General features: G+C 64.2%; 18 protein-coding genes and 1 tRNA gene. 6 read left to right on the top strand and 13 right to left on the bottom strand.

The window, feature by feature from the left end; genetic code table 11:
• Positions 1-110: 110 nt before the first annotated feature.
• On the top strand, positions 111-767 hold the full coding sequence (locus CH285_RS11850; RefSeq protein ID WP_373454730.1) for a pyridoxamine 5'-phosphate oxidase family protein: 657 nt from the start codon (positions 111-113) through the stop codon (positions 765-767).
• On the opposite strand, the gene tgt is transcribed toward CH285_RS11850, so the two are convergent.
• The 7 genes from tgt to CH285_RS11815 form a co-directional block, all read right to left on the bottom strand.
• Positions 721-1,959: a tRNA guanosine(34) transglycosylase Tgt gene (gene tgt, locus CH285_RS11845; protein WP_094644203.1), complete on the bottom strand. Its 1,239-nt coding sequence runs from the start codon at positions 1,957-1,959 to the stop codon at positions 721-723. The genes CH285_RS11850 and tgt overlap by 47 nt on opposite strands.
• Before the next feature lie 24 nt (positions 1,960-1,983).
• Positions 1,984-3,879, bottom strand: coding sequence for an ABC transporter ATP-binding protein (locus CH285_RS11840; RefSeq protein WP_032368030.1), 1,896 nt, complete (start codon positions 3,877-3,879; stop codon positions 1,984-1,986).
• 41 nt (positions 3,880-3,920) lie between these two features.
• Positions 3,921-5,654 carry an ABC transporter ATP-binding protein gene (locus CH285_RS11835; protein WP_094644202.1) on the bottom strand — a complete coding sequence of 578 codons (1,734 nt, stop codon included), beginning with the start codon at positions 5,652-5,654 and terminating at the stop codon, positions 3,921-3,923.
• A 91-nt stretch (positions 5,655-5,745) separates the two neighbouring features.
• On the bottom strand, positions 5,746-8,034 hold the full coding sequence (locus CH285_RS11830) for an MMPL family transporter (protein WP_094644201.1): 2,289 nt from the start codon (positions 8,032-8,034) through the stop codon (positions 5,746-5,748).
• Positions 8,035-8,036: 2 nt separating this feature from the next.
• A complete protein-coding gene (locus CH285_RS11825; protein WP_032384132.1) occupies positions 8,037-8,723 on the bottom strand; it encodes a TetR/AcrR family transcriptional regulator in 687 nt (228 codons plus the stop codon).
• An 83-nt stretch (positions 8,724-8,806) separates the two neighbouring features.
• Positions 8,807-9,265, bottom strand: a complete 459-nt coding sequence (locus CH285_RS11820; protein WP_094644200.1) for an RrF2 family transcriptional regulator — start codon at positions 9,263-9,265, stop codon at positions 8,807-8,809.
• A gap of 29 nt (positions 9,266-9,294) precedes the next feature.
• Positions 9,295-9,750: a GNAT family N-acetyltransferase gene (locus CH285_RS11815; protein WP_217900693.1), complete on the bottom strand. Its 456-nt coding sequence runs from the start codon at positions 9,748-9,750 to the stop codon at positions 9,295-9,297.
• A 72-nt stretch (positions 9,751-9,822) separates the two neighbouring features.
• Between CH285_RS11815 and CH285_RS11810 the strand changes: the two genes are divergently transcribed.
• Positions 9,823-10,728 carry a sterol desaturase family protein gene (locus tag CH285_RS11810; protein WP_094644198.1) on the top strand — a complete coding sequence of 302 codons (906 nt, stop codon included), beginning with the start codon at positions 9,823-9,825 and terminating at the stop codon, positions 10,726-10,728.
• On the opposite strand, the gene CH285_RS11805 is transcribed toward CH285_RS11810, so the two are convergent.
• Entirely contained in the window at positions 10,709-11,398 is a 690-nt protein-coding gene (locus CH285_RS11805; RefSeq protein ID WP_032368648.1) for a YceI family protein, read from the bottom strand. The two genes, CH285_RS11810 and CH285_RS11805, sit on opposite strands and share 20 nt — an antisense overlap.
• A gap of 120 nt (positions 11,399-11,518) precedes the next feature.
• On the opposite strand from CH285_RS11805, the gene CH285_RS11800 reads away from it, so the two are divergent.
• The 3 genes from CH285_RS11800 to CH285_RS11790 are packed head-to-tail and all read left to right on the top strand — an operon-like array spanning position 11,519 to position 13,919.
• Positions 11,519-12,529, top strand: a complete 1,011-nt coding sequence (locus CH285_RS11800) for a PHP domain-containing protein (RefSeq protein WP_032367806.1) — start codon at positions 11,519-11,521, stop codon at positions 12,527-12,529.
• Positions 12,526-13,440 carry an alpha/beta hydrolase family protein gene (locus tag CH285_RS11795; protein ID WP_032367807.1) on the top strand — a complete coding sequence of 305 codons (915 nt, stop codon included), beginning with the start codon at positions 12,526-12,528 and terminating at the stop codon, positions 13,438-13,440. Before CH285_RS11800 ends, CH285_RS11795 begins: the two co-directional genes overlap by 4 nt.
• A 23-nt stretch (positions 13,441-13,463) precedes the next feature.
• Positions 13,464-13,919 (top strand): hypothetical protein, encoded by a 456-nt coding sequence (locus CH285_RS11790; protein ID WP_052060923.1) that lies wholly within the window; start codon positions 13,464-13,466, stop codon positions 13,917-13,919.
• Positions 13,920-14,297: 378 nt separating this feature from the next.
• Here the strand turns inward: CH285_RS11790 and CH285_RS11785 are convergent.
• The 4 genes from CH285_RS11785 to CH285_RS11770 all read right to left on the bottom strand — a co-directional run bounded on the left by CH285_RS11785 (position 14,298) and on the right by CH285_RS11770 (position 15,735).
• A tRNA-Ser gene (locus CH285_RS11785) sits at positions 14,298-14,387 on the bottom strand.
• A gap of 58 nt (positions 14,388-14,445) precedes the next feature.
• A complete protein-coding gene (locus tag CH285_RS11780; protein ID WP_027494609.1) occupies positions 14,446-14,643 on the bottom strand; it encodes a CsbD family protein in 198 nt (65 codons plus the stop codon).
• A gap of 93 nt (positions 14,644-14,736) precedes the next feature.
• Positions 14,737-15,192, bottom strand: a complete 456-nt coding sequence (locus tag CH285_RS11775; protein WP_094623070.1) for a nucleoside deaminase — start codon at positions 15,190-15,192, stop codon at positions 14,737-14,739.
• A gap of 3 nt (positions 15,193-15,195) precedes the next feature.
• Positions 15,196-15,735 carry a tRNA adenosine deaminase-associated protein gene (locus CH285_RS11770; protein WP_027494611.1) on the bottom strand — a complete coding sequence of 180 codons (540 nt, stop codon included), beginning with the start codon at positions 15,733-15,735 and terminating at the stop codon, positions 15,196-15,198.
• 63 nt (positions 15,736-15,798) lie between these two features.
• Between CH285_RS11770 and CH285_RS11765 the strand changes: the two genes are divergently transcribed.
• Complete coding sequence (locus tag CH285_RS11765; protein ID WP_373454729.1) at positions 15,799-16,770, top strand: prephenate dehydrogenase; 972 nt, start codon at positions 15,799-15,801, stop codon at positions 16,768-16,770.
• On the opposite strand, the gene CH285_RS11760 is transcribed toward CH285_RS11765, so the two are convergent.
• The gene (locus CH285_RS11760) at positions 16,743-17,258 is read right to left on the bottom strand and encodes a putative glycolipid-binding domain-containing protein (protein ID WP_027494613.1); all 516 of its coding nucleotides are present in this window, start codon (positions 17,256-17,258) and stop codon (positions 16,743-16,745) included. The two genes, CH285_RS11765 and CH285_RS11760, sit on opposite strands and share 28 nt — an antisense overlap.
• Between the last annotated feature and the right edge of the window lie 239 nt (positions 17,259-17,497).

Genomic DNA, 17,497 nt, shown 5'->3' with positions numbered 1-17,497 from the left:
ACAATGTACGCCGCTGCCAGAGTCGAACACTGGCGAGATCTCGACAGCCGTGCTGGCCTGGGGTGTCGTATGGTCGGTGCGTGCCACCGAACAACCACTATCACCACTTGATGTTCGGCCCTGCCGCGATTGCGCGGCAGCAGGTCGACGGCAGTTACACCGCTTACGGCTCGCAGACCGAGCGACCCGACGACGGCCCGATGCCGCTCGACGATCGCGAGAAGGCGATGATCCGAGCCCTGGATCAGTTCCAGATCGCCACCGTCACCGAGTCCGGGTGGCCCTACATTCAGTACCGCAGTGGGCCGAAGGGGTTCCTGCAGGTCCTCGACGATCACACACTGGGTTTCGCCGATTTCGCCGGCAACCATCAGTACGTGACGGCAGCCAATCTCGACCATGACGATCGCGTCGCGATCTTCCTCGTGAATTATCCTCTGCGGCAACGACTCAAGCTCTACGGACGGGCACGTACGATCGAGGTCGCGGACGATCCCGAACTACTGGACAGACTGAGGAAGATCGGCGACCTGACCGTCGCCGCCACCTGCGAACGCAGCGTCGTCATCGATGTCGAGGCATTCGACTGGAACTGCACGCGCAGCATCATCCCGCGCTACGACGCGGCATACCTCGCGGACCTGTCCGAGGTGTACCAGCGCAAAGCTGCCGAGCGGGAAACCGAACTACTGCAGCGCATTTCGGAGCTGGAGGATCAGCTCAGGCAGTCTTCGACGCATAGAACCGGCCCAGATACTCCGTCTTGAACTCGGTGAATCGCTGCCGCTCGATCGAAGCACGGATGTCGTCGACCAGCTTGACCGTGAATCGCTCGTTATGAATCGTGCACAGCGTCGAGGCGAGCATCTCCTTGGCCTTGAACAGGTGATGGATGTAGGCCTTGGTGTAGTGCGCGCAGGTGTAGCAGTCGCAGTTCTCGTCGATCGGGGTGAAGTCGCGTCGATGCTTCGCGGTGTTGATGTTGAAGCGGCCCGTGGGCACGTAGATCGCCGCATTGCGCGCCACCCGTGAAGGATTGACGCAGTCGAAGGTGTCGGCACCGTTCTCGATTGCGACGAAGAAGTCGTCCGGCTCGCTGATCCCGAGCATGTGGCGCGGCTTGTGTTCGGGCAGTTCCTCGTTCACCCACCGAGTGATGGTGCCGAGGTTCTGCTTCTCGAGTGCGCCGCCAATTCCGTAGCCGTCGAACCCACGGCCCGTGTCCCCCGTGATGGTCTCGAGGTCGTGCGCGGCCTTGCGTCGCAGGTCTTCGTACTGCGCTCCCTGCACCACTCCGAACAGCGCCTGGTACGGCTTGTCGGCGCGCTCGACGGTGAGGCGTTCGTGTTCGAGGACGCATCGCTCCGCCCATGCCTGGGTGCGGTCGACCGACTTCTCCTGATACCCGCGGGTATTCATCAGCGTGGTCAGCTCGTCGAACGCGAACATGATGTCGGCGCCGAGCCGATGCTGAATCTGCATCGACACCTCGGGAGTGAATCGATGCTTCGAGCCGTCGAGATGGGACTTGAATGTGACTCCGTCGTCGTCGACGTGGGCCAATCGTTCCTTGCCCTCGGCGATGACGTCGTCGGACTCCACCCGTGAGGCGTCCATCGAGATGACCTTCTTGAACCCGACACCGAGGGACATCACCTGGAAGCCGCCGCTGTCGGTGAACGTGGGCCCGTCCCAGTTCATAAATTTGCCCAGGCCGCCGGCCTCGTCGACGATGTCCGAGCCCGGCTGCAGGTACAGGTGATACGCGTTGGCGAGTACCGCCTGAGCGCCGAGTTCCTTCATCGCCTCCGGCAGCACTGCTTTGACGGTCGCCTTCGTCCCCACCGCAATGAACGCCGGGGTGGCGATGTCGCCGTGCGGGGTGTGGATGGTCCCGGTGCGGCCGAGCTCACCGTCGAGCCGGGTGCCGATATCGAAGCCGAAATTGGAAGAACTCACCGCGTCAGTATGCGGCTTCGCCGCCTAACTGCTGTAGAGCCGGTAATACGCACCCTTGGCCTCGAGCAATTCCTCGTGATTGCCCTGCTCGACGATGCTGCCGTTTTCCATCACGACGATGGTGTCGGCGTCACGGATGGTCGAGAGACGATGCGCGATAACAAAACTGGTGCGGTCGTTACGCAGCGCTGCCGTGGCCTTCTGCACCAGCAGTTCGGTGCGGGTGTCCACCGAGCTGGTGGCCTCGTCGAGGATCAGGATCAGCGGCTTGGCCAGGAAGGCACGGGCGATGGTGATGAGCTGCTTCTCACCGGCGCTGACGTTGTTGCCCTCCTCGTCGATGATCGTGTCGTATCCGTCGGGCAGCGAATGCACGAACTTGTCGACGTAGCTCACCCGAGCCGCCTCGAGGATCTCTTCCTCGCTGGCGGTCGGGTCACCGTAGGCGATGTTGTCGCGGATGGTGCCGCCGAACAACCAGGTGTCCTGCAACACCATGCCGGTTCGTGAACGCAACTCGTCGCGCGTCATCTTGCGGGTGTCGACGCCATCGAGTGTGATTCGGCCGGAATCGATCTCGTAGAACCGCATGATCAGGTTGACCAGTGTGGTCTTGCCGGCACCCGTGGGTCCGACGATCGCCACGAGATGTCCCGGATCCGCTGTGAGCGAGAGGTTCTGGATGAGCGGCTGCTCCGGCGAGTAGCTGAACGAGACGTCGTCGAACACGACGCGTCCGCGGCGCTCCGTGGGGCTGGACGCAGGCACGACGTCGGGGTCTTCCTCGTCGGCGTCGAGCACCTCGAAGATGCGTTCGGCGGACGCGACTCCGGACTGGATCAGGTTGATCATCGCGCCGACCTGCGACAGCGGCTGAGTGAACTGCCGCGAATACTGAATGAACGCCTGCACTTCGCCCAGGCTCAGTGTTCCCGACGCCACACGAAGGCCGCCCACGACGGCGACGACGACGTAGTTGATGTTTCCGAGGAACATGATGATCGGCATGATCAGACCGGAGATGAATTGCGCTCGGAAGCCTGCTTGGAAGAGCTTCTCGTTGCGGTCACCGAACTCGCGTTCCACCTCCGCCTGGCGACCGAACGCCTTGACGATCTCGTGGCCGGTGTAGGTCTCTTCGATCTGCGCGTTGAGCTTGCCGGTGTGCTTCCACTGCGCCACGAAGTGCGGCTGCGACCTCTTGGCGATCAGCGCGGTCACCAGGAACGAGGCCGGGATCGTCAGCAGCGCAACCAGAGCGAGCAACGGCGAGATCCAGATCATCACGCCGAGGATGCCGAGCACGGTCAGGATGCCGGTGATGAGCTGGCTCAGTGTCTGCTGCAGGCTGGTCGAGACGTTGTCGATGTCGTTGGTGACGCGGCTGAGCGTCTCGCCTCGGGCATTGTTGTCGAAGTACTGCAGCGGCAGGCGATGCACCTTGGCCTCGACGCTGCCGCGCAGCAACAGAATTCGACGCTGCAGCGCGATGTTGAGGATGTAGCCCTGAGCCCATGCCAGCAGTGCAGACACTACGTACAGTGCGAGAACCCAGAGCAATACCGTTCCGACGGCACCGAAATCGATTCCCGCACCGGGCGTCACGTCCATGCCCGAGACGAGGTCGGCGACGGTGTCGTTACCGGCGGCCCGAAGGCCGTCGACCGCTTGCTCTTTCGTCTGCCCCGGTTCGAGATCTCCGCCGACGACTCCGTTGAAGATGAGGTTGGTGGCGTGCCCGAGGACGGTCGGCGCAGCCACGCTGAGCACCACGCTGACGATTCCCAGCACGAGCATCAGGCTCAGCAGGAATCGTTCCGGAGCAAGCAAACCGATGACGCGTTTGAACGAGCCCTTGAAGTTCTTGGCTTTCGTGGCCGGCAGTGCCTTCGCGACGCGACTGCCCTTCTTCTTCTCCAAAGAGGGCTTGGCTGCGGAATCCTTGGTGGTGTCGGTGTCGGTCACAGTGCACCTGCAACTTGCCGCTGCGAGTCGACGATCTCGGCGTAGGTGGGGCAGGTGGCCATCAGTTGCTCGTGGTTACCCACGCCCACCGGCTTTCCGTCGTCGAGCACGAGTATCTGGTCGGCGTCGACGATGGTCGACACCCGTTGAGCCACAACGATCATGCATGCATCTCGCGTCACCGGCCGCAGCGCCGCACGCAGTTTCGCGTCGGTGGTGAGGTCGAGAGCGGAGAACGAGTCGTCGAACAGGTAGATCTTGGGCTTGCGTACCAGCGCCCGGGCAATGGCCAGTCGTTGACGCTGACCTCCCGACACCGTGGTGCCGCCCTGCGCGACGGCGGTTTCCAGGCCGCCGGGCATAGCGCGCACGAAGTCGGCTCCCTGGGCGATCTCGAGCGCCTCCCACAGTTCCGCGTCGGTGGCGTCGGCCTTGCCGTACCGCAGATTGCTGGCGATGGTGCCGGAGAACAGGTACGGCTTCTGCGGCACGAATCCGATCTCGGATCGCAGCAGGTCCAGATCGAGTTCGCGAATGTCGACACCGCCGACCCGCACCTGGCCGCCGGTGACGTCCATCAGCCGTGGAATCAGATTGACGAGAGTCGATTTACCCGATCCGGTACCACCGATGATGGCGGTGACCTTGCCTGCCTCGGCAGTCAGATTCACCCCGCACAGCACCGGGTATTCGGCTCCGGGATAGGAGAATTCGGCCCCGACGAGCTCGACCGTGCCCGGTGAGGACACGAACGTCCGGGGATTCTCGGGCAGCACCACCGAAGATTCGGTGGCCAGAACCTCGCTGATGCGATCGGCGCACACCGATGCGCGCGGCACCATCATCGCGATGAACGACGCCATCATCACCGACATCAGGATGAGCATGATGTAGCTCAGAAGCGCAGTGAGCGAACCGATCTGCATCGTGCCGTTGTCGATGGCGTGACCGCCGAACCAGATGACGGCGACACTGGTGACGTTGCTGATGAGCATGACGGTCGGAAACATCAGGGCCATCAGCCGGCCGACCTTGAGTGCCGTCTCGGTCAACGAGGTGTTGGCTGCGCCGAAACGGTCGACCTCGAACTGTTCGCGAACGAACGCCCGCACGACGCGAATACCGGTGATCTGTTCGCGTAGTACGCGATTGACCGCGTCGATGCGCTTCTGCATGGAGCGAAAGGCCGGCACCATACGAACGATGATCAGGCCCATCGCGAGCGCGAGGCCGGGCACGGCGATGAGCAGAATCCACGACAGGCCGATGTCCTCGCGTAGCGACATCACGATTCCGCCGATGCACATGATGGGAGCCATCACCACGATGGTGAATCCCATGATGATCACCAACTGCACCTGCTGCACGTCGTTGGTGTTGCGGGTGATCAGTGACGGAGCACCGAATTTTCCGACCTCGCGGGCGGAGAACGTGCCGACGCGTTCGAGGATTGCTCCGCGAAGGTCGCGTCCGACACTCATGGCCGTGCGTGCACCGAGGAACACCGCTGCGGCAGAGCTGATGATCTGTACTGCCGAGATCAACAGCATGACGCCGCCGGCGGACAGGATGTAGCCGGTGTCGCCGACGGTCACACCGTTGTCGATGATGTCCGCGTTGAGGCTCGGGAGGAACAACGCGGCGAGGGTGGCGATCAGCTGCAGCAGCACCAAGCAGAGAATCGGCAGCTTGTACGGGGCGAGAAACCTACGCAGAAGGGGGATCAGCATGATGACCGAAGATTACTCGTACACATGGATAACAGTCTCTCCGTTTCGAGTATTACGAGCAATCTTCGGCCACTCAGCTGCGACGCGAGTACTACGCGCGCTTCTCCGGGGCCGTCTTCAGCTTGGCCCCTTCGATGTCGACGTTGGGCAGGATCTTGTCCAGCCACTTCGGCAACCACCAGGCTTTGTCGCCCAGTAGCGCCATCACCGACGGAATCAGCACCATACGGACGACGAACGCGTCGAAGAAGACGGCGGCGGCCAATGCGAAGCCGATGGACTTGATGAACGAGTCCGGCTCGGCGATGAAGGCGGCGAACACCGAGATCATGATGACCGCTGCCGAGGTGACCACGCGTGCGCCGTACTTGAAGCCGTTGACGACGGCGTCCTTGGCGGCCGCGCCGTGCACGAACTCCTCACGCATGCGCGAGACGAGGAACACCTGGTAGTCCATCGCGAGGCCGAACACCACACCGATGAGGAAGATCGGCATGAAGCTGACGATCGGCTGCGGGTTGGAAATGATGCCGAGCCCACCCTCTTGGAAGATGAACACCGTCGCGCCGAAGGTGGCGAGCACACTGAGCAGGAACCCGACCGTTGCCGTCAGCGGCACCAGAATCGAGCGGAACACCAGCATCAGCAGCACGAACGCCAGTCCGACGACCACGGCCAGGTACGGAATCAGCGCGCTCTGCAGCCGCTCCGAGATGTCGATCCCGATCGCGGTTTCGCCCGTCACTCCGTAGGAGACGCCCGAGCTTTCCTGCAATCCGCTCTCGGCATCGCGCAGGTTGGTCACGAGCGCCTTCGTCTGGTCACTGTTGGGTGTGCTCGACGGGGTGACGAGTATCTGCGCGGTGTCACCCGCCGGATTGACGGCGACGATCTGTGCGTTCGTGACGTCCGATTGCGCGGTGATCGTCTCGATGACCTTGCCGAAGGACGCGGTGCGGTCTGCCTCGGCGACATCGGACGCGTCGGCGATGACGAGCAGCGGGCCGTTACGTCCCGGCCCGAATGCCTCTTCGGTGATGTCGTAGGCCTGACGGGCAGGAGTCGACGGGTCCGAGGTGGCGATCGACGGGAGAGCCAGCGACAACCCGGTGGTCGGGCCCGCGATGACGCCGAGGAGCACGATGCCTCCGACGAGGCCGAGGATCGGCTTCTTGACCAGGAACCGTGCCCACCGAAGACCGTTGGTGGGGGTTGCGTTCGGGTCCTCCGGGTCGGTGGTGTTGACGAACTTGAGCTTGCCCGCGAAGGCCTTGCCCTTGTAGACGCCCAGCATGGCGGGCAGGAACGTCAGGGCGATGAGTACCGCGACGAACACTGCGAAGCCTGCTGCCAGACCCATCTGCGACAGGAACGGGATGCCGACGACGCGCAGGGCGACGAGGGCGATGAGCACGGTCGCGCCGGCGAACACGACGGCTGATCCGGCGGTACCGACCGCTCGACCGACTGCTTCTTCGCGGTTGTCGGTGAGCGTGAGCTCGTGCCGGTACCGCGCGAGGATGAAGAGCGAGTAGTCGATCGCGACGGCAAGACCGATCATGATCGCGAGAATCGGCGTGAACGAGGACAGGCTCGCGAACCCGGAGGCCGTCGTGATGGCCAGACTCGAAATACCGATACCGACGATCGCGGTGATCAGCGGCAGGCTGGCAGCGGCGGCCGAGCCGAACATGATGAGAAGGACGATGGCGGCGACGGCCAGACCGACGATCTCCGAACTTCCGCCGGGCGACGGGTTCTCTTGGGCGACGGTGCCACCGAGGATGACGGTCAGTCCTGCGTCACGCGCGGGTTGCGCCGCGGCATCGAGATCGCTGCGAATCGCGTCGGTGACGTCGGCCAGCTCGACGTTGATCGGAACCGTGACGGTGCCGACGTTGCCGTTGGGGCTCAACGGCGACGTGGCTGCCGCGTCGGCTGCCACCTTGTCGGCCGGCGTTCCTGCCTCGGTGGCTGCGTCGGTGTACTGCTGCACGATGGCCTTGTTGGCCTCGACCGGATCGGCAAGCGGCGGAGCGCCTTCCGCCGGCTTGGCCGCATCGACCTTCTCGATCTCGGCGATCGTGGCGTCGATGGCCGAGGTGTACTGCGGGGTATCGAGCGACTGACCGTCGGGTGCCTGGAACACGTACTCGGCGTTGACGGCCTGAAGGGGATCCTCGGCTCCGCCGAATCGTTCCTTCTGCAGATCCAAAGCGGCCTGAGCAGGCGTTCCGGGGATGCTGAACGAGTTGACGGTAGGCGCGGACAGCGTGGCTGCGCCCACTCCGGCCAGGATCAGAATGACGAGCCAGAGGCCGAGGACGACCCCCTTGCGGCGGTAGGCGAATCTGCCGATTCGGTACAGATAGGTGGCCACTGTCAGGCTCCTCGGTTGTTATCGGATACGTGCTGGCGAGATTCGGGCTCGGGAGTGGAGCCTGCGGAATGACCCACAGGCTCGGGGATTCCGGCGCGGAGTTGTTGGAATGCGTTCTCCACGAGTGCTTTCGGAGTGTTCTCTCCGCCGGGGTCGTTGATCCATAGGTTCAGTGCGGCGGTCACGGCGCCGCCGACTGCCATTTGCAGCAGGTTGGGGTAGAGGTCGGAATCGATGTCGGTTCCGGTGCGCTCAGCGATTGCCTCGCCGAGTTTGCGGGTGAGCGAGTGGTGCATTTCGAGCTTGCGTGCCATCAGCGCCGGGTTGGCCTCGATGAGTCGTGCTGCGGCGAATGTGTCGTCGAGGTCGCGGCCGGGGTCGGCGACCAGGTTGACGGCGATGTGCTGCAACGAATCCCAGATGGGTTCGGCCTCGGGTCTGGCGCGAAGCAGCTCGAACCATTCCAGAGCCGAGGCCTCGATGTTGTGGAGTACCGCTTCTTCCTTGTTGGAGAAGTAGTTGTGGAACGTTCGGGTCGACACGCCGGCTTCGTGTGCGATGGCGTCGGCCGTCACGGCATCGAGTCCGTGCTCTTTTCCCAGACGGACTGCGGCGATGCCGAGGGCGTCGCGGGTGGCTGCCTTCTTCTGATCGCGAAGGCCGGTCGGGGTGGTCACCCTGTCCAACATACGGAAGTTGCACAGCTCGGCAAGTTTGCAGAGCTGTGCAATATTGACGACCGCGCCACATCGGCGTCCGACTGTGACTCAGGTCATCGACGGGACCATGCGGTCGGCTCGCTGATCAGCTCTCTGACAAAATCCGGGAGGTCGTCGTCGACGATGTCGGCCAGCGATACCGATTCGAGAACCGCACGCAGATTGACGCGGACGGCCAGCCACACCCGCGTCAACGGCTCGGCGGGACCGGCATACTGCGCATCCTCGGGCCGTTGCCCGCGCACCGATGCGAGCGGTCCCTCGACGGCACGCATCACGTCCGCGACGGAAATGTTCGACGCCTCCCGCGCGAGCCAGTATCCGCCGTCGGGTCCCCTTCTACTTCGCACCAACTCGGCGCGACGCAGGTCGGAGAGCACCGACTCGAGAAATTTGTGCGGTATCCCTTGAGCGGCGGCAAGCGCCTCGGCCTTGGCGGGTGCTCGGCCGCCGACCGCGGCGAGCTCGACGAGAGTCCGCACCGCGTAGTCCGCTTTCGCCGTGATGTGCACGATTCAATTCCTATCATTTCGATAGGAAATTAGCGACCGGGTACGTACCGATGTTGGACGGCTCTGCGCCCGTCGGGCAACACCCAGTCCGCGGGCGCGGTACCGGTCCGGATCCAACCTGACTTCTCGTAGAACGCAATCGCCGCAGCCGAGCCCAGCTCCACGTGCAGTTCGATAGCAACGGACCGTTCTGCCGCATACGCCACTGCGGCGTCCAACAAGGCCGCGGCTGCGCCCGTGCCCCGGCACTCGGGACGAACGAACAATCGCGAGACCATCAGCCCGTCGTCGACCAGGTCGAGTGCCAGGTGGCCGACGATCCGGTCATTCGACTCCGCTACCCATGCGGCGACCTGCGTTGCCGAGTGCAACCAGGCGGCCGGATCCTCGGGCCACAGTGCGGGATACCCGTCGGCCTCGTGCACCGTCGCCAGCGCGGTCACACAGAACGCCATATCCCCGGAACGGCGGCTACGAATTTTCACGCGTCGAGACTACGATCACCATACTGTCGTTACACTTCGAACAGCAGTGTCACGCACGGGAGGGCCGTACACATGAGGGACCAACTCGCATCGGCGTGGAACGCGCTACCCGAACCGCTGCGGGATCCGGTCGCCCTGGCCGTCCCCGCGTTCGCGCTGCTGCTGGCGATCGAGTGGATCGCGGCGAAGAAACTCGAAGACGGAACCCCCGGCGCGTATTCGGCCCGGGACGCACGGGCGAGCCTGAGCATGGGTTTGGTTTCGATCGCAACCACGACGGTGTGGAAAGCGCTGGCCCTGATCGGCTACACGGCCATCTACGTCTACATCGCGCCGTGGCATCTACCCGCCGAAGCCTGGTACACGTGGGTCATCCTGATTCTGGGCGTCGATCTGCTGTTCTACGGCTACCACCGCATCGCGCACCGAACCCGACTGATCTGGGCGACCCATCAGGCTCACCATTCGAGCGAGTACTTCAACTTCGCCGCGGCGCTGCGGCAGAAGTGGAACAACAGCGGCGAGATCATCATGTGGCTGCCCCTGCCGCTGCTGGGGATGCCGCCGTGGATGGTGTTCGTGGGCTTTTCGATCAATCTCGTCTACCAGTTCTGGGTACACACCGAGCGGATCGACAAGTTGCCGCGACCGTTCGAGTTCGTCTTCAACACGCCTTCTCACCACCGCGTTCATCACGGTCGCGATCCGCAGTACCTCGACAAGAACTACGGCGGCATCCTCATCGTCTGGGACCGCCTGTTCGGCAGCTACGCCGACGAAGTGCAGCGACCGAATTACGGACTGACCAAGCCCGTCGACACGTTCAACATCTGGACGCTCCAAACACACGAATACCGCAACATCGCACGGGATGTCGCGGCATCGAGGTCATGGAAGGAACGCGTCGGATACGTCGTCGGACCGCCGGGATGGACACCGGCGGCCCCACGAGAACGGGCTACTGCCGACTCAGATTGATCAGGAAGTCGACGGTTCCCGAGCCCTCGACGGTCACGAAACCGAGCGACGGCGGCTCGATGCCGTAGTCCGACCACGTCGTCGGAATTGCACCCGACGCGATGAGCGTGTCACCGGACTGCAGCACCTCCATCTCGACCGACACCGGACGCGTCTGATCCTTGAGCGTCAATGTGCCTTCCGCCGTGACGGTTTGGGTGGTGCCGTCCTTGGGCAACGACGAGAGGTCGACGGGCTGGTCGATGGTGAACGTCGCCGTCGGATATGTCGCGGTGTCGAAGATGTTGCCGCGGAACTGACCGTCTCGACGGTCACTGTCGGTGGTGATCGAATTGGTCTGCACCACAACCTCACCGGCGGTCAACGAATTATCCGCCACGGTCACCGAGCCGCTGACCTCGGGCGTCGACCCGACGACGGTCACGTCCGATCCGTTGAGCACCTCGTCGACGGTGTAGCCGGCCGCGGTCTTGTTCGACGCATCGCCTGCCGTCACCGTCCAGGTGCCGTTCAGATCGTCGGTGGTGGCGGCCTGCGCACCGGAGGTGTCGACGGTCGCCGCCGGAGCGTCGTCCTCCTGGAAGGACGCGTAGATCTTGGGGCCGAAATACAGCCCGAGGGCCACGAGCACTACGACAACGACGCCGACTGTCCACCATTTCTTGGTCATGACCGACGATGATAGTTGCAGCTTCAAGCCCATGGGGAGTGAGCGACCTGGCAACTCCCTGAGAATTTTGTCCGATTACCCCGTGCGCAGGTGTCGGTGGTGCCAGGCACAATGGAACCCATGGATCCGGTGGAGGCACTTCGTGAGATCGGCTTCTGGCTCGAGCGTTCGCGCTCGGACACCCATCGCGTCAAGGCCTACCGCCGAGCCGCGGATGTCGTCGAATCACTCTCTCCTGCACAACGATCCGAGCACGAGAAGGCGGACAGCTGGTCGTCGTTGGCCGGAATCGGTGCCAAGACCTCGCTGATCATCCGGCAGGCGCTGACCCAGGACGTTCCGGACTACCTGGCCGAACAACGCGACGCCGCAGAACCCATCGGCAACAACGCACTACGGGCCGCACTCAAAGGCGACCTGCACACCCACTCCAATTGGTCCGACGGCGGCAGCCCCATCGACGAGATGATGCGCACCGCCAAGAACCTTGGGCACGAGTACTGCGCGCTGACCGATCATTCACCGCGACTCAAGGTCGCCAACGGACTCAGCGCCGAACGTCTACGAAAACAACTCGACATCATCGCCGAGCTCAACGAGCAACTCGCGCCGTTCCGCATCCTCACCGGAATCGAAGTGGACATCCTCGACGACGGTTCGCTGGATCAGGACGAGGGATTGCTCGCCGAACTCGACGTGGTGGTGGCCAGCGTGCACTCGAACCTGCGGGCCGATTCTGTGGCGATGACGAAACGCATGGTCACCGCCATCGCGAATCCGCACGTCGACGTACTCGGTCACTGCACCGGCCGACTGGTCGAGGGCGGCCGGGGAAAGCGGCCCGAGTCGACGTTCGACGCCCCGGTGGTATTCGAGGGATGCCGACAGTTCGGCACCGCGGTGGAGATCAACGCCAGGCCCGAACGCCAGGACCCGCCCGAGCGCCTGATCGACATCGCCCTCGAACGCGACTGCCTCTTCTCCATCGATACCGACGCACACGCACCGGGCCAGCTCGACTGGCAGGGCTACGGCTGTGTCCGCGCCGAAGCCCAGGGCGTTCCCGCCGATCGCGTCATCAACACCTGGTCGCTGTCCGAGCTGCTCGATTGGACGGCTCAGGGCACGTGAATCGTCGCCACTTCCTGTCCGGCCTGCTCGCTGTCACGCTGGTCGGCTGCAGTTCCACGGACACCGCATCCTCACCGAGCACAGCAGAGACGTATTCGGCTGCACTGCAACCTGTTTCGGGACCGACCGGAGATCCGATCCGGCTGAAGTACGGGTACCAACCCGACAACATCGGAGACCTGTATCTCCCTGCCAACACGGCGACGTCACTGCCTGTGGTGGTGATGATCCACGGCGGTGGATGGCAGGAGAACCTCGATCTGTCGTACTTCCAGCAGATGTCCAAAGCCATCGCAGACCAGGGCATCGCCGTGTGGAACGTCGAGTATCGGCGCGGACCGAACAATTGGGCCAACACCCTCACCGACGTCGACGACGCCACCGAGGCACTGGCAACCGTCGTACAGAACGCCGCCGACGGGCGGCTCGACCTCGATCGAGTGCACGTCGCCGGACATTCGGCCGGCGGACAGCTGGCCGCGTGGGTCGCTGCGCGTCATCTGATGCCGATCGACGCACCGGGAGCGGACCCCAGAATCCGACCGCGCAGTGCCACCATCATGGCCGGGGTGTTCGACATGAAACGAGCGGCGAACATCGGCAACGACAAGTTCGTGCCCGCATTCCTCGGCGGCATGCCCAACGACGTTCCCGGTCGATACAAGATCGCCTCCCCCATCGAATACCTCCCGCTCGACGTCCCGTTGACCGCGCTGCACGGTGATGCGGACCAGACCGTGTCGGTGAACCAGAGCCGCGTGTACGTCGACGCCGCGACCCGCGCAGGTAGCACGGACCCCGAGCTGGTCGTACTGCCCGGAGCCGGACACGGAGCGTTCCTGGACCCCAAGCACATCGCATGGTCCACCGCACTGAGCACCATCACCGGGCGCGCGCAGACACTGCTCTGAGCCGCAGGTGGTACACAGTGGCGATGAAACGAAAGATCGCGACCGGATTGCTCGGGCTGATCGTGGCCACCTCGGTAGCCGGATGCGGCGACGACGCGTCGACCGAGAACGCGTCGACCACGTCCGTTCAGGCCAGCACGACGACGTCTGCCGCGGCTTCCACAACAGTCCCCGCCAGCACCACACTCGACGCACCGGCACCCGCTCCTGCCGACACTCCGATCCCCGAGGCTCCGCCTGCCGCTGAACCCGATGCCCCAACCTCGGGCGTCACCGGCGAAGCGCTGTACCAGCAGACCTGCACCCAGTTTCTGCCGTCCATCGATGCACTCGAACAAACCGGGATCTCCGATCGCGCGAAGTCGGTCGAGGGTCTGCGCAGCGAAATGACCACCGCGCCGAGTTGGTCCACGGTGCCCGAGGCCGATCAAGGCGAAATTCTGCGGGGACTCGACGCCGCGGGCGCGGGGCAATGCTGAGCGTCTGAGCCCTGGGGATTCGATGCCCGGGCCCTGGTGATCTCGCCCGAGCCCTGCTGATGTTGGGCCCTGGTGATCCCGCAAACGCGCGCGCGTTTGCTAGGTGCGCGCGAAATAGACCCCGAATCGGTGGCGAATCTGAACGCGTCTGACGAATGCGCGCGCGTTTGCCGAGCAACACCCAGCCACCCCACCCCGCCCGGGCCCTGGTGATCCCGCAAACGCGCGCGCGTTTTCCAGGTGCGCGCGAAATAGACCCCGAATCGGTGGCGAATGTGAACGCATCTGACGAATGCGCGCGCGTTTGCCGGGCAACACCCAGCCACCCCACCCCGCGCACAAAAAACTCCCCACCCGACGGATCGGGTGGGGAGTTCTTGGCGGTGGCGGAGGGATTTGAACCCTCGGAGGGGGTGAACCCTCACACGCTTTCGAGGCGTGCTCCTTAGGCCGCTCGGACACGCCACCGCAGAAGACTGTACCGGAATGAGCGCCTGAGGCTAAATCGCCTGCTCAGAGCGCAAAGTTACTTACCGGTGAGCTTGTCCTTGATGTTCGAGGCCGCGTCCTTGACCTTCTCGGCACCGTCTTTGAATGCGGCGGAGGTCTGATCGCCCTTGCCCTCTGCTTCGAGGTCCCTGTCTCCGGTTGCCGAACCTGCGGCTTCTTTTGCCTTGCCGCCGAGGTCTTCGGTCTTGTTCGAGATCTTGTCGTCGAGTCCCATGAGTGTCTCCTTCGCAAGTTCGGAGCGCAGCGTTGCGCCCTGCCCTCCACCCTCCCCAATGTTGGACATTCCGGCCACCCCGTGACGAGATCGTTATCTCTGGCGGGCGAAGAACTGCGTCAGCACTTCGGCGCATTCGGCTTCCAACACTCCCCCGCGCACCTGTGGGCGGTGGGTGAGTCGACGGTCTCGGACGACGTCCCACAGCGAGCCGACGGCCCCGGTTTTCGGTTCCCAGGCTCCGAACACCACGGTGCCGACGCGGGCCGCAACGAGGGCACCGGCGCACATCGTGCAGGGTTCCAAAGTGACTGCCACAGTGCAGTTTTCGAGTCGCCAACCATCTCCGTGAACGGCGGCTGCTCGACGTAATGCGAGCACTTCGGCGTGCGCAGTGGGGTCGCCCGACGCCTCCCGCGCATTGCAGGCTCGCGCGATCTCACGTCCCGACGCGTCGTACACGACGGCTCCGACGGGGACGTCGGCGTCCGAGGCCTCGGCTGCGGCCGACAGCGCTGCGCGGATCATGTCCGCGTCGGGCAGCGGCATCGGTTACCGCCGCAGCTTGTTCACCGCTGCGGCGAATTCGTCCTCGAAGCCCAGCCGCTCGGCGATCGATTGCAGTTGTTCGTCCGGGTAGTCGTCGGTCTCGGCGACGATGATGCCCAGGACTGCCTCGGGCAGGCCCAGGTCGGCGAGGAGAGCGAGGTCGCCTTCCTCGTAGGGTTCGATGTCGTCGAGTTCGTCGGGGTCGACGTCGGGGATCTCGATGTTGAGTGCGTCGAGGACATCGGCGGCGATTTCGTAGTCGACGGCGGCGACCGCGTCGGACAGCAGTAGGCGGGTGCCGTTGGGTGCGGGACGCAGGATGACGAAGAATTCCTCGTCCACGTCGAGCAGTCCGAACACCGCTCCCGAGCTGCGTAGTTCACGCAATTCGGTCTCTGCTGCCGACAGGCTGGTCAGTGCGTCGTCGGACAGTGGCGTCACGGTCCACTTGCCGTCCTCTCGGACAACTGCAACGCCGAATCCTTCGAGGTCGTCGTACTCCGATGCGGAGGCACGGTTGTTGTTCGCGCGCTGTGCGGCCATGTGCGCAACGGTAGTCCGGTAGGTGCCGGTATTCGAAGTCCACCTCCCTTGGAAGTCACCCACCTGTGCCAATCTGATCGGGTGACTTCTTCTTCGGTGTGCGTTCTCGGTCTGGGACTGATCGGTGGGTCGATTCTGCGGGCGGCGCACGACGCCGGTCGCCGGGTGTGGGGCTGGAACCGATCAGCCGACGCGATCGCCGGGGCTGCGGACGATGGCTATGACGTCCGCACCGATCTGACAGCTGCTCTGACCAGGGCTGCAGAAGAGGATGCGCTGATCGTCATCGCCGTTCCGATGCCTGCCGTCGACTCCGTTCTGCAGGCCATCGCCGAGCACGCACCCGCCGCCCCGATCACCGACGTGGTGAGCGTCAAGGCCGAGGTTGCCGCGGCCGTCGCTGCTCGCGGACTACAGGCCCGCTATGTCGGCGGCCATCCGATGGCGGGTACCAATCATTCGGGCTGGTCGGCGACGGACCCGGCACTGTTCATCGATGCGGTGTGGGTGGTGTCCACGGACCCCGGTGTCGATGCGGACGTGTGGGTGCGGGTGGCTCAGCTGGCCCTGGACTGCGGTTCGGTGGTCGTTCCGGCCGGCAGCGTCGAGCACGACAGCGCCGTCGCCCGCATCTCGCACCTACCGCATCTGCTGGCCGAGGCGTTGGCGATCGTGGGGGCCGCGGGTGGGCCGTTGGCGCTCGGGCTCGCCGCGGGGTCGTTTCGCGACGGCACCCGGGTGGCGTCCTCGGCCCCGACTCTCGTCCGTGCGATGACCGAGGGCAACGCGACCGCGCTACGAAACGCGCTCGACGAGGCGCTGCGTGCGCTCACCACAGCGCGCGAAAAATTGAACGAGAACTCGACCGAAACGCTGGTCGACGCTGGACACGCGGCGCGACTGCAGTACGAGCAGCATCAGCGATTCGACATCACCGACGTCACCCCGGGCGAGCCGGGGTGGCGAGAGAACCTGCAGGACGCGGGGCGACGCGGCGGCGTCGTGCGTCAGATCCGCTCGGCGAGTCCCGGGTAGTCGACGACGAACCCGTCGGCGTCGACCGTCACCGACGATGTCGAGACCGGCGAGATGACGTGGATGCCGTGCGCGCCGCTGCTGTAGGTCAGCGTCGCTTCCTGGATGCTCAGGTCGAGAAGGTTGACGTAGACCGTCGGCACCTCGAGGTCCTGGACCTGGGTGTGCAGACCGAATCGTCGGATCGGCAGGGTGTTGAAGAACGGGCTGAGCACCATGTCGACGTCGAGGGCACCGCTGTAGGTCGAGCGCTGGTGGTTGGCGGAGTTCTCCACCATCCAGTAGCCCTCGTCGTCGCGGCTGACCGAGGCCTGCCGGTCGCCCGACGCGAGCGAGGTGCGCACCGAGAGCCTCTTGGTGACGCCGTATTCGTCGGTCACCAGGTCGTACGACGCACTGAACGCGGGATGATCACTGCAGGCGGCACCGATGATGCGTCCGGCAGCTTTGATGCGGTTGCCGGAAAGCTGGACGCGCACGGACTCCATGCGGGGAACGTCGTGCGCTCGCCACGTCAGGATCGAGGGCCAGGATTTCGCGTCGGTGGTGGCGGTTGCGGGAACGGAGACGTGCTCTGCACCCGATGCTTGAGTGATCACAAGTCCTACGGTATGCGACAGGGCCCCCTGTAGAACAAGCGGACGCGACTTTTCTTTGCACCGACCCGGCCGTTCATGCTGCGCTCGACCCCGGCCGACCCCCGTCGACGTCGACTTCTGGCCCGCTA

This window comes from Rhodococcus sp. 05-2256-B1 (genome assembly GCF_002258465.1).
In the GTDB taxonomy this organism is placed as follows: Bacteria; Actinomycetota; Actinomycetes; order Mycobacteriales; family Mycobacteriaceae; genus Rhodococcoides; species Rhodococcoides fascians.
Note: the sequence above shows the minus strand (reverse complement) of the source record. Positions and strands in the feature narration are given on the sequence as shown.

Bases quoted from the DNA above. Each gene is read 5' to 3' on its own strand.
- CH285_RS11835 (WP_094644202.1), bottom strand. From the start codon at position 5,654: ATGCTGATCCCCCTTCTGCGTAGGTTTCTCGCCCCGTACAAGCTGCCG.
- CH285_RS11775 (WP_094623070.1), bottom strand. From the start codon at position 15,192: ATGCCGCTGCCCGACGCGGACATGATCCGCGCAGCGCTGTCGGCCGCA.
- CH285_RS11805 (WP_032368648.1), bottom strand. From the start codon at position 11,398: ATGACCAAGAAATGGTGGACAGTCGGCGTCGTTGTCGTAGTGCTCGTG.
- CH285_RS11770 (WP_027494611.1), bottom strand. From the start codon at position 15,735: ATGGCCGCACAGCGCGCGAACAACAACCGTGCCTCCGCATCGGAGTAC.
- CH285_RS11825 (WP_032384132.1), bottom strand. From the start codon at position 8,723: ATGTTGGACAGGGTGACCACCCCGACCGGCCTTCGCGATCAGAAGAAG.
- CH285_RS11760 (WP_027494613.1), bottom strand. From the start codon at position 17,258: ATGGAGTCCGTGCGCGTCCAGCTTTCCGGCAACCGCATCAAAGCTGCC.
- CH285_RS11790 (WP_052060923.1), top strand. From the start codon at position 13,464: ATGAAACGAAAGATCGCGACCGGATTGCTCGGGCTGATCGTGGCCACC.
- CH285_RS11810 (WP_094644198.1), top strand. From the start codon at position 9,823: ATGAGGGACCAACTCGCATCGGCGTGGAACGCGCTACCCGAACCGCTG.
- CH285_RS11850 (WP_373454730.1), top strand. From the start codon at position 111: ATGTTCGGCCCTGCCGCGATTGCGCGGCAGCAGGTCGACGGCAGTTAC.
- CH285_RS11800 (WP_032367806.1), top strand. From the start codon at position 11,519: ATGGATCCGGTGGAGGCACTTCGTGAGATCGGCTTCTGGCTCGAGCGT.
- CH285_RS11780 (WP_027494609.1), bottom strand. From the start codon at position 14,643: ATGGGACTCGACGACAAGATCTCGAACAAGACCGAAGACCTCGGCGGC.